Origin of the sequence: Providencia sp. PROV174 (assembly GCF_028480685.1) — a bacterium.
Classification (GTDB): domain Bacteria; phylum Pseudomonadota; class Gammaproteobacteria; order Enterobacterales; family Enterobacteriaceae; genus Providencia; species Providencia rettgeri.
Genome location: NZ_JAMPOT010000004.1, coordinates 84,678 through 96,510 on the forward strand (window position 1 = coordinate 84,678; position 11,833 = coordinate 96,510).

Sequence of the window (11,833 nt, forward strand, 5' to 3'; positions counted from 1 at the left end):
TTAAAGACTGTATAAGCTTGTCGGAGGTTTACTCTGTCAACTTAAGTAACATGAGTAAATAATTTTCCCCAGCAAAGCCCAAAACCAGCAGCGCCATTTAAACTTCATAAGGCATGCATGATAAACACTGTTTTTGCAAATTGAAAGCCATTTTCGCAACTTCGTTTGCCTTTCATTATGAATTCTCAATAAATAAAACAGATTCTTGAGAAAAATAAGCCACATAGCGATATTTAGAATCAGTTTGCCTATATCTATAGATTTGTATGATACATTAAAGAGTGAAACTAAAGTCAAATCCAATAGAATTCATAGAGTTAAAATGATTCATAATAAAAATAATAATAATCATGGAATTAATAATTTTTATTATTTTAATAATTTTTAAATTCATATATTGAATATATAAACTTTAATATTCTACGCACAAGAAAAATGTAATAACTATTTACCATAATGAAATAGTCAATTTTTGATGCAAATTATATCCAATAGATATATATCGCGATTACACATAAAAAAAACCAATAACTGGTAACATCTATAACAAATAATTAAAGTCGTAGTTAATAATATTATTATGTGATTTAAATCTAACTTTCATTAATCCTTACTTTTTATCTCAATAAATTTAACCAACATCATATTATTCTCTGCATCTCTTTGAATATAATAATCAAATTGATATAATTTCAAACTAAACTGTAACTTTTAGTAACTTATTTTGTATTTTTTGTTTCATTATTACACTTATAAATTTTACTTTGTATCTTTCGAGTTAAATCAATTAAAGAATAAACATAAGCCTACGGGTGATTATTTTTGGAAATTCCACTGAAATTAATATGTGAGTGAGCAAAATGGCCAATAAAGCGTTTTTTTACCAAGAACCTTATCCATTATCTGAGGATAAAACCGAGTATTTCCAAGTCTCTGATAAATATGTTTCTGTAGAACAATTTGCAGGCAAGCAAATTTTAAAGATTGAACCTGAAGCATTAACCCTCCTTGCAGAACACGCAATTTATGAATCCCAGTTTTTTTTAAGGGCTGCGCACCAGAAACAAGTCGCGGCTATCTTACAAGACCCAGAAGCCAGCGAAAACGACAAATATGTGGCACTGCAATTACTTCGCAACGCTGAAATTTCTGCAAAAGGTATTTTGCCAAACTGCCAAGATACCGGCACTGTTGCGGTTGTTGGGAAAAAAGGCCAACAAGTTTGGACAGACTGTGATGACGAAGAGTACCTGTCACGAGGGATTTACAACGTCTTCCAACACGAAAACCTGCGTTTTTCGCAAAATGCACCACTAGATATGTTTAATGAAGTCAATACAGGTACAAACCTGCCAGCACAGTTTGACATTTTTGCGACTACAGGTGATGAATATCACTTCCTGTTTGTCAATAAAGGCGGCGGTTCTGCAAATAAATCAGCGCTTTACCAAGAAACAAAAGCAACCTTAACACCTGCTAAGTTAAAAAATTTCTTAATTGAAAAAATGAGAAATTTAGGAACAACAGCTTGCCCACCTTATCATATTGCCTTTGTTATCGGTGGTACCTCTGCGGAAACAACACTGAAAACAGCCAAACTTGCCTCTGCAAAATACTACGATAACCTGCCAACCACGGGTAATGAATATGGCCGCGCTTTCCGTGATATTGAGCTAGAAAATGAGTTATTAGAAGCCTCTCGCCATCTTGGCTTTGGCGCCCAATTTGGTGGTAAATATTTTGCTCACGATGTGCGTGTTATTCGTTTACCTCGTCATGGCGCCTCTTGCCCAATCGGTTTAGCCATTTCTTGCTCGGCTGACCGAAACATTAAAGCCAAAATTACCAAAAACGGCTTATGGCTTGAGAAAATGGAGCATAACCCAGCCCAATATATTCCTGAATCTATGCGTCACCAAGCTGAAGGAAAAGTGGTGCATATCGACCTGAACCGCCCGATGAAAGATATTTTGGCTGAGCTAAGTAAACACCCTGTATCGACCCGTGTTTCCCTCAGTGGCCCACTGATCATCGCTCGAGATATTGCGCATACCAAGCTTAAAGAACGTTTAGATAACGGCGAAGAATTACCACAATACTTTAAAGACCACATGGTCTATTACGCAGGGCCAGCCAAAAAACCGGAAGATATGGTTTCAGGTTCTTTAGGCCCAACAACGGGTAACCGAATGGACCCCTATGTTGACCTGTTCCAATCCCACGGTGGTAGCATGATAATGTTGGCGAAAGGCAACCGAACTCAAGCGGTAACCGATGCATGTAAAAAACATGGCGGTTTCTACTTAGGTAGTATCGGTGGCTCAGCAGCAATACTGGCGCAAGAATATGTGAAAAGCTTAAATTGCCTTGAGTACCCAGAATTAGGCATGGAAGCGATTTGGAAAATGGAAGTTGAAGGGCTGCCGGCATTCATTCTCGTTGATGACAAGGGCAATAACTTCTTTGAGCAAGTCCAAAATGAGACTTGCAGTAAATGTGTTAAATAATATTTGCCACTCTAGCGCAATGGAATGCGCTAACTTTCGTTAGCCTGTATGACTATGTTACATAGCCATACAGTTACACAGTAAAAGAGCAGGCCAAAAACCCGCTCTTTTATTATCATTCACATCAATTCATCACTAACATCAATAGTAGTTAATTCGAACAATGGTTGAGGCGTTAAATCCTCCTGTTTTCACCGTTCCCGCCTTTTTAATAGTTGCACTATAATCACGCGTTACTGATGTACTTCCTTGCGGTAAGCTGCCGAAAAATTGGAAGTAATTAAATTTTATCTGATTACTTTTATCATCCATAATTGTCAAATTGGTTCCATTTTTCAAATCAATCGCATATTCGCCATTTAATGGATCGGTTGTTTCAAAATTGATATTCATCGAGAAGTTATCAAGACAACCTCTTTTCACTGCTTGAACTTGAAAATCCTTTTTAAATTCTTTTCCTTGATTCAATTCTGTGATCATTAACTGGCCAAAATCAATTTGCTGTGATTCTGGGAAAACTTTAATATCCGCACCACATTTTAAGAAACGGATCCCCCGTAACCCAGATATCGAATAGCGTAAGTTTTTCGCTCCCGGTGTCGTATTGATCCCCCCGCTCCCATCAAATTGGAAAACCGTAAATTGGTTATCACCTTCATAATTCCCAGACGGCGGGACCGTACCTGTTACCTTAATATATAAAGTAAATGTGACAGTCACAGTAACGCTTTGCTTGCCACTAATTGGCGGTGTTCCTAAGCTGACTTTTTGTTTATCACGCTCAAGTTGTTCACCTTGATAGTTAGCACCAAGTAGCAACCCTGTCCCTAATTTTTGTGATGTCGGGTTAAAATACATATGAACAACGTCAACCATATTACCGAGTACGTTATCGCAATAAACAGTGACTGTTAATGGGTCAGATTGCCAAATAACCGTTCCCGCAGGTGTATCTGAAGGAATCGCTAATTGCCCAACCGGTACCGCAGGTTTAATGACGACTCCAGTCCCAGCTTCAACACAATCTAAAGCAAATGTTTTTGGGCTAATAAAAACGAACAGAAATAAAATATAAAAACCATATTTTTGAATAAACGTGTGTATCATGATTTATACACCTTATATGTAAGTAATATTTAAGGTAATTTGCGTTTTAATATTACCCACAGTTAATTCATTTCTTGGCAGATAGCTCTCTAGCATGGAATAAATCGTAATTTGCTGGTTATCATCAAAATAGATGGGATAACTGCGGTATTCTCCATTAGGAACAATATTGCCATCTTTATCCATCAAACGAATGCCATAGCCATTTAGAATGGTTTTACCACCGAATAAATTGCGGTCTGTACTTTCAGTTGGCTCTGAAATAAACATGATCCGGACAACCAGATCTCTATCATCGCGATCACGTTTTGGGAAAATGCAATCATCAAATTTCAATTTGATTTCATGCTTAGGGCTTCTGTCCCCAATTTCATTAAAGTAATTCAGAGATATTGGCCCTAATTCAATATTTTGATCTATCGAGTAAAATGAAATCTTACAAGGCAATGCCACCACATTTCCCGTAAAATTAAGATCACCTCTCATCATGCTACTATCTGCATAAGCTTGGCTGGTGCATAGCGATAGCATAAAAAGACATATTGAAAAGTAGCAATTTCTCATATCTAAAATCCTATTGGCTCTCTTTTGACAACTGGCAGGTTGATGCAGCGCATTGGTAAGTCAACATTTTCATACCACCGTAATCATCCATATACCCGGTATATAACTGATTAAAACTGCTTGATGGCACGGGGACACTTTCTTTAGAAAACGGGGCTATCATGACACTTTCAAAACCAGGAAAGTTTTTCTGGTTGGTATTACTCAGGTAACCAAGAGTCACGTAATATTTAGTTGGATTTTCAATTAATAATTGCCCACCTGTATGTGTATATTTCAGCTCTTTAGCCCATACTTTGTCGCTATTATTTTCGATTTGAGGTGGACGATAAAACATTTTTAGACGACTTTGAATCGCAATCTGGACAACATTTTCCTTATCTGCAACAGGGGGAATTTCGCGCACATTTAAATAGAACAGCGATTCTCTATCTTGTGGAAGAGCGTCAATTCCCTCCGTTTTAATAATTTTTATCTGGTTTTTAGCATTCGGTTCGACACGTTGCATTGGAGGTAAAACGGTAAAAGGTTCAGAAATCTTATTCCCTTTTTCGTCTTCCATCCAAGATTGAGCTAAGTAGGGCATTGTTTTACTTTGGTTGTTAATAACCAAACTCATTGATTTATCTTTGCCTGGAAAAATAATCCGTGTACGGTCGATATTAATCGCAGCAGACGCAACTTGCATGCCGACAAAAACTAATGAAAATCCTAAAGCTACTACAGACTTTTTACTCATACATCATTCCTTTATTGGCAAGGGATCAGGACTTTACCCTGATTTTTTTCGGCAATATTAGGTAAATTCAAACTACATTGGTTTGCGCCAGCGGCCCATTTCACTATGTAGCTTTCTTCTGGAACCACACCCGTTAAATAAGCAACGCCACTATCTGCAATAATTCCGACTTCTCTTCCTGTGCCTACTTCAATCACACTGGTACCAAGCGGTGGATAATTTCCATTATTCAAACGGATAATTGCTAGAATACGTTTTCCTTGGTTCGCTTTTATTCTCTGATAACCAATTGAGCCCTCAGTCAATGTTTTACCAATAATGTTGTCATTGACATCCACATCATCAGGTAATGTATTCATATCAATGTAAACATCTGAATTAGAAAAACTATTTAAACTTGTCGCAACACCAATACCAAATCGGTTCGTGACAGATTCTCCATTATCAATAGAAATTCCTGCGACATTATCACTATCAATCATTACCCGAGGTTCGTTGTTAGTCCCGTTACGGTGCATAGCTGCACCGTATTTCGTTGCTGTCATGGAGCCATACCAACTACCGCCGACAGCGCGATATGAATTCACATTTTCTGTCGCATTAACATTTAACACGCCATAAGGCGATGAATATTGATAACTACCACTGATATTTGGCTCTGCACGCCCAAGTTTGTGCTGGTCACCGCCCACACGCATACTCCAGTAGTTGTTATTCTCATTTGCACTGTAATAACCCACTGACTGGCCAAAGCTATGGTCACTATCTGCATATTGGGCGTCATAACTCACTGAAGCCCCGTTTTCGAGTGGCACGGAGAAAGACAGATAAATTTGGTTATCATCCGTCTCTTCATATTTAATTTTATTAAGAGATAATGTGCCGGAAATATTTTTAATTTGCCCAATACTGAATAACTTACTAAAGCTCATCCCAAAGTTTGTTGTCGATTCGCTATTCCAAAATTGACGATGAGAGGCATTAAAATAAACCGTTAAATCCAATGGGCTAATGTATTGATTAAAAGACGCGGTATAGACGTTTTTGTCACGCCTAAAATCAAGCACACCATTAGCTGCATCAATGTATTGAGGCATTGTTAAGAATTCTTTTTCAGAAAACTTATAGCCTGCAAATGTCACCTGCGAATTGGTAGATTCAAAACGTTTAGAATAATTTAAACGGTAGCTGTTACCTGAATAAGAGCCAAAATTATCTAAATTTGCATGGGTACGAGTAATATCAAGGGAAATAGCACCAAACATATTCATGTTTTGCCCTATTCCCAAGTTCATCGCTTGATAATTGTTATTATCGACCGTGGCAATTAATCCGCCGAAAATTGATGTGTTACCAAATAAACCATAGGAGACTTCCCCGACAATAAATTTAGGGTCAATTTTCTGTGAGCGGCCAAATGGGTCAGATTGCCCCATGGTAAATTTATAAAGCAGCTGCCCCTGACGAGTTAAAAACGGCAACGATGCTGCTGTTACTTGGTAAGTGGTTTTTGAACCGTCTTCTTCCTCAATAGTTACATCTAAAGTACCTTGTACTGCTTCAGTAATATCTTGAACATTAAATGGCCCGGGAGCGACTTTAACTTGCTTAATCACACGCCCATTCTGTGAAATAATCACCATCGCATTTGTTTTAGCGATACCCGTAACCTGAGGCGCATAACCACGTAGTGAAGGCGGAAGCATCCGATTATCACTAAAAATAGACGCCCCTATAAAGCGAAAACTATCAAATAAATCAGTCTTCAAATAAGACTCACCAAGTAAAACCTTTGCACCCATTTGAGGTAAAGCACGAAAAGCATACAACTGAGTCCAATCAAACCGCTCATTCGTTTTACCTTGAGAACGATTATATTGATATTGATAGTCTGCACGGAAACGCCAAGCGCCTAAGTTAACGCCAGCGGTACCGTTACTACTACCACTGAATGTTTCGCTGTTATTTTTAGGCGCAGAGTAATTGGCAAATAGGTTATAGTCGAGAAATGCCCCCGCAATCCCATTTTCCCATTGGGAAGGTGGAACCCAGTATGGATCATCATATTCAAGCCAAGCTTGAGGAATAGAAAATAAGATATTTTGATTCGCTTTATCAAAGCGATAACTAATATCTAAATTTTTAGATAGTTCAACACACTGGCCATTATTATTTTGCAGAAGCTCTTCCTTTATCTTCTTTTTTAATGCAAAAATATTTACCATCTCTGGTGTAACACAGAGTGTTGAAGTATCTTTACTCTCTTCAATGAACTTAATTAAATACTGCCCTGATAGTTTTCTACCATTTAATGTAATATCCGTTAGATATTCGCCTGCAGGAATAAAGTCAGGGTTTGAAAATTGACTCAAATCAATATTATCTCTGTCCTTAGCATCAATAATATTCATATTAAATTCCACTGCATTTGATATTCCCGAAACGGAAAATGCCAACGCAATCGAAAATAATATTTTATTTATTTTAAACTGAGGCAATAGAGACATGATATTCCCTGTCAAAAAATAAAAGCTAAGAAAGGAAAATAACAGGCAAATATATGCCTGTTATTTTAAATAAAAAATTACAGGTAGTTTAAAGCATAAGTTGCTTGAGAAATGATGCTACCAGTTTCAACTTTACTACCATTTGCTTCAACACGTGCACTGAATGCTAATTTATTTGGACCATCCGCTAATGGCAGCTCAACACTGGTGTCACCAACTTTCATTGTTGCACCATCAGCGTTGATTAAACGAACACCAACACCTTTAGAAGTACCAGTGTTCGCCAGTAATTCTTTAGCTGTAGTATCTGGAGTACCCGTGAAAGTTACTTTAACTTTGCTAACTGCAGGGAAGACAACTACATCGCTAGAATCTTTAACTTCACCTAAATCACAGTTTTCTAACTGGATATTGTATTGAACGCTTTGGCTATATTTGTTACCAGTTTCTAATACTTTATTTGCAACTTGGCCAAGGTCAACGTTAATTGTACCGTCACCTGGGATTGAGCAAGGTGCATTAATAACTTTACCAGTAAAATTGATGATACCACTTCCTTGATCTACAGGTGCTGCGTTTGCAATACCGAATGAAGAAGCGATAATTGTAGCTAATGCAATTTTAGTTAATTTCATTTATATTTTCCTATAAAAAGACGACATACGTACCAATCACCTAATAATCAATAAATTATTAAGTTGATATCTATTTGCTGAGAATTTAATGATAAAAAACATAAAGATTAGGTTTTATTAAGAATAATAAAAACGCTATATCTTTATTAGATTAGATGTTTTATTAATTTAAAACATATTATTTATAATTATCTTATTAATTTCGATTTATAATTAGATTATTCTTAATATTTTAAATTAATTATTTTCTTTATTGATAAAAACATCATCGATAAAAAAACAAATCATTTCAGTTTCTAACGCATTAGCAAGCACGTGCAAATTTTCAATATTGATATTGCACTCACCTCTTTCATAGCGTGAAATTTGTTGCTGACTTACACCAACAAGATTCGCTAATTCAATACCAGAAAGCCCTAAGTGCTTTCTTCTTTTTCTAATCTCTCTACCTACTATCCGATTTACATTTATCATCAACAATAGCCCAAAATAACCTAAAATATTAAATGGCTAAATTATATTACAGATCAAAACCTTTAACATAATGAACAGCACTGCTTATATAACCAAATCAAAATAGAACAAACCAATTAAAACACGAAATTTGAGTTAATTATAGTTTTCAATATATAAAAGTAAAACTGTTTATAACGATCAATCGAATAAATTAAAGCCATTGAAACCTATCAATATTTCATTATTTTAGTTTTAATTATCTTATAGGACAAAAAACACATTATTCTTATTAGTTACTATTTTAATGAAAATGATTAAATATAACATAACAAATTGATTTTAAAGAAAAATAATTTATTACCATTAACAGTGGTAATAAACAAAAATATGGCGAGGATTTAATTTATAATATAACTAAGACATTTATCATAAATTTATTATGGTATTCATTGATTACTAAGTATTTTTATATACTTATTTTTTATATATTAATTTATTTTTTACATTTTTAATGTTTGCTTCAAAAAAACAACTACCAATGGTTTTTTTATTTTTATTATTTATTTTAATTAAATTAACAGAGGTTTTTGCTTACTCGCAATAAGAGTTTAGAATATAAAAAATGGTGATTTTTTTTTAATGGCCACGCTCTACTCATAAGTAAAACAAATTATCCGTAATAAGAGTAATATCAATATTGATAGCCTTCAATAACCCACATATTGAGTAAAAACCAACAGTCCACAACAAAAATAACTCTTAAATAACAATGTGTTATATTTATTTCCAATTGTAACAAATCACAAAAGTATATTGCAAACTTATAGGATAAAAATGAAATATAACAAAAATAAAACATAATAATTATAGCTTCAGGCATAATAAAACGAGTAAAACAAGTGTTTTACCTCGCCTTTCCCCAAGAAAATAGTCAAAACGACAAGAAGGAGGCATGTGAATATTGTATTTTGCTCATATAGCTTAGGTTAAATTTATGCTTTTAATTAGGAGAATAAAGACCACTTGCATGCCTAATTCGCCAAATAAGAGTATTTGTTGAGGAATAATTGACCAGATGCTCTTTAAATAAAGATAGATAATATAAGAGTATCACGCTTAATGTGAGGTTTTATTTTGTATAATATAATGCAAATCCATCTTTTTACGTTAATTTACGTATAAAAAAACTATTTTTAAGTATCCTAAAAGCTTTATTCAATAACTAACCGTTATTGAATAAGAAAATAACTCATTATTTTTTGTCTGAACAACATGGTTTGATCTCCTTAAACCAAGGAGATCAAAATGATGCCAACACAATCACAGCTTCGTGTTGCAACTGTACAGTTCCAACACCGCCCTAGCGACAAACCCTATAATTTAGAACGTATTCATAACTTTATTACTCAAGCTGCACAACAAAAAGTGAAAATACTGGTGTTACCCGAAATGTGTATCACCGGTTATTGGCACGTGCCGAAGCTACCAGATGACGCCGTTTATGCACTGAGTGAAACCTTGCACGATAGTCCGTCATTAGCATTGATCCGCCAGCGTGCGATTGAATTAGACATGATTATTGGTGTTGGATTGATTGAAAAAGGATTAGATGGCAAATGCTACAATACTTGGGTCGCTTGCATGCCAAATGGACAATACCATGCTCACCGTAAATTGCATGCGTTTGAGCACCCAACCATTCATAGTGGAGATAGTTACACGGTATTCGATACGCCATGGGGGGTAAAAGTTGGTATTTTAATTTGTTGGGATAATAACTTAATTGAAAACCCACGCATAAACGCACTACTTGGCGCAGATATTATTCTTGCTCCCCACCAAACCGGTGGAACTCATTCGAGTAGCCCTTATGGAATGAAACCACTCAACCTTAGTCTCTGGGAAAATAAAAAACAGAACCCCCAAGCACTATTGGAGGCATGCCAAGGTGAAAATGGGCGAGGATGGCTAATGCGCTGGTTACCTTCAAGAGCTCACGATAATGGCGTTTTTTATCTGTTTAGTAATGGCGTTGGCCTAGATGATGATGAAATTCGCACAGGTAATGCAATGGTGATAGACCCCTATGGCCGAATTGTCAAAGAGAGTTTATTGGTTGAGGATGATGTGGTCATTGCAGATCTTGACCTTAGTTTGCTTCCTACCTCGAATGGGCGGCGTTGGCTTACAGGTAGAAGACCTGAATTATACCGCATTATGACTGAAACTCTGGGCTATGAAACCGATATTCGTAGTGTTCGCTTTGCGGAGCAGAATTCCCCTTATCATAAAGAAAAGCCATAATAGCTAAAGTCAATGACACGCCATAGCATTCATAATACAAATACTATGGCGTCTTCTACTATTAGGAACTGGCTAACCATCATGGATACTCGACTACTCCGCGCATTTATCATTCTTGCAGAAACAAAAAATTATCGCGAAGCTTCGTCACGTTTATATATTAGCCAGCCAGCCTTAACGAAACAAATTCAATTACTTGAAAAACAATTAGAGATGACTCTGTTTGAGCGTGGACGTCATGGCGCTGTATTGACTCCACACGGTAAAATACTATTTCCTTATACACAGCAAGTGCTTACTCACACAACTGAGCTTTTACGTCAATCCGCAATACTTCGAGAACAACCCCCTGTAAAACTAACTGTCGGATTTGGCATATCAACATTTCACGAAGCATCCTTTTTTGTTGCACGGCTGCGTGAAAAACTCCCTGAGATTCCGATTCAGCTGGATGACATGCCTTCTCACGAAATGGAGAAACAGCTACAAACTCATGAATTGCATATTGCTTTTACTCGCCAATTTGCATTTAAAAACACAGATAGCTTAGTGAGCAAAGCATTAAAATTTGAAGTACTTGCTTTAGCCGTCGCACAAAAATCGGCGTCTCGATTATCAGTTAAGGAATATCTAACTCATTTTCCTTTATTATTGTTACGCGCAGAACGTGGCTCAAAGCTTCGCCAACAAATTCAGCGCTACCTAAAATATGAAAGCTTATTAATTACGCCTTCTCAGGAAGCAAATGATATTCAAACATTAATTGCCCTCGTCGCCGCTGAGGTTGGTGTAAGCCTCTTGCCCTATAGTGCAAAGAATATTAGCTCAAAAGACACTCGCTTTATTCCGATTCAACATTGTGAACATGCCCAATGGCGGATTGATGTGGTATGGCAGGCTTCATTACCTAAATTATGGCAAAACACCATCCATGATTTAATTGATGAAGTTTATGGAGCATTCTCAAGAGAGAGTGAATCAGAATAACTCCGTAATTCCTATATATTAAACATT

At 36.2% G+C, this 11,833-nt stretch carries 9 protein-coding genes; 3 read left to right on the plus strand and 6 right to left on the minus strand.

Annotated elements, in window-relative coordinates; genetic code table 11:
• Positions 1-860: 860 nt before the first annotated feature.
• Positions 861-2,507: a fumarate hydratase gene (locus tag PSE60_RS01870; protein WP_272664414.1), complete on the plus strand. Its 1,647-nt coding sequence runs from the start codon at positions 861-863 to the stop codon at positions 2,505-2,507.
• Positions 2,508-2,648: 141 nt separating this feature from the next.
• Here the strand turns inward: PSE60_RS01870 and PSE60_RS01875 are convergent, their stop codons facing one another.
• The 6 genes from PSE60_RS01875 to PSE60_RS01900 form a co-directional block, all read right to left on the minus strand.
• The gene (locus PSE60_RS01875) at positions 2,649-3,614 is read right to left on the minus strand and encodes a fimbrial protein (protein ID WP_004907939.1); all 966 of its coding nucleotides are present in this window, start codon (positions 3,612-3,614) and stop codon (positions 2,649-2,651) included.
• A gap of 12 nt (positions 3,615-3,626) precedes the next feature.
• A complete protein-coding gene (locus PSE60_RS01880) occupies positions 3,627-4,103 on the minus strand; it encodes a fimbrial protein (protein ID WP_272664415.1) in 477 nt (158 codons plus the stop codon).
• 85 nt (positions 4,104-4,188) lie between these two features.
• Entirely contained in the window at positions 4,189-4,917 is a 729-nt protein-coding gene (locus PSE60_RS01885; RefSeq protein ID WP_272664416.1) for a fimbrial biogenesis chaperone, read from the minus strand.
• Positions 4,918-4,928: 11 nt separating this feature from the next.
• Positions 4,929-7,424, minus strand: a complete 2,496-nt coding sequence (locus PSE60_RS01890; protein WP_272664417.1) for a fimbria/pilus outer membrane usher protein — start codon at positions 7,422-7,424, stop codon at positions 4,929-4,931.
• Between the two features lie 77 nt (positions 7,425-7,501).
• A complete protein-coding gene (locus PSE60_RS01895) occupies positions 7,502-8,059 on the minus strand; it encodes a fimbrial protein (RefSeq protein ID WP_004907930.1) in 558 nt (185 codons plus the stop codon).
• A gap of 237 nt (positions 8,060-8,296) precedes the next feature.
• On the minus strand, positions 8,297-8,533 hold the full coding sequence (locus PSE60_RS01900) for a helix-turn-helix domain-containing protein (protein ID WP_004907928.1): 237 nt from the start codon (positions 8,531-8,533) through the stop codon (positions 8,297-8,299).
• Between the two features lie 1,290 nt (positions 8,534-9,823).
• Between PSE60_RS01900 and PSE60_RS01905 the strand changes: the two genes are divergently transcribed.
• Both PSE60_RS01905 and PSE60_RS01910 read left to right on the plus strand, forming a co-directional pair.
• Entirely contained in the window at positions 9,824-10,819 is a 996-nt protein-coding gene (locus PSE60_RS01905; protein WP_272664444.1) for a nitrilase family protein, read from the plus strand.
• A gap of 81 nt (positions 10,820-10,900) precedes the next feature.
• The gene (locus PSE60_RS01910; RefSeq protein ID WP_272664418.1) at positions 10,901-11,806 is read left to right on the plus strand and encodes a LysR family transcriptional regulator; all 906 of its coding nucleotides are present in this window, start codon (positions 10,901-10,903) and stop codon (positions 11,804-11,806) included.
• The last annotated feature ends 27 nt before the right edge of the window (positions 11,807-11,833 follow it).

What these genes read in the sequence shown, in the direction of transcription:
- PSE60_RS01870 (WP_272664414.1), top strand. Translation starts at nt 861, where the DNA reads ATGGCCAATAAAGCGTTTTTTTACCAAGAACCTTATCCATTATCTGAG.
- PSE60_RS01910 (WP_272664418.1), top strand. Translation starts at nt 10,901, where the DNA reads ATGGATACTCGACTACTCCGCGCATTTATCATTCTTGCAGAAACAAAA.
- PSE60_RS01890 (WP_272664417.1), bottom strand. Translation starts at nt 7,424, where the DNA reads ATGTCTCTATTGCCTCAGTTTAAAATAAATAAAATATTATTTTCGATT.
- PSE60_RS01900 (WP_004907928.1), bottom strand. Translation starts at nt 8,533, where the DNA reads ATGATAAATGTAAATCGGATAGTAGGTAGAGAGATTAGAAAAAGAAGA.
- PSE60_RS01880 (WP_272664415.1), bottom strand. Translation starts at nt 4,103, where the DNA reads ATGATGAGAGGTGATCTTAATTTTACGGGAAATGTGGTGGCATTGCCT.
- PSE60_RS01905 (WP_272664444.1), top strand. Translation starts at nt 9,824, where the DNA reads ATGCCAACACAATCACAGCTTCGTGTTGCAACTGTACAGTTCCAACAC.
- PSE60_RS01875 (WP_004907939.1), bottom strand. Translation starts at nt 3,614, where the DNA reads ATGATACACACGTTTATTCAAAAATATGGTTTTTATATTTTATTTCTG.
- PSE60_RS01885 (WP_272664416.1), bottom strand. Translation starts at nt 4,917, where the DNA reads ATGAGTAAAAAGTCTGTAGTAGCTTTAGGATTTTCATTAGTTTTTGTC.
- PSE60_RS01895 (WP_004907930.1), bottom strand. Translation starts at nt 8,059, where the DNA reads ATGAAATTAACTAAAATTGCATTAGCTACAATTATCGCTTCTTCATTC.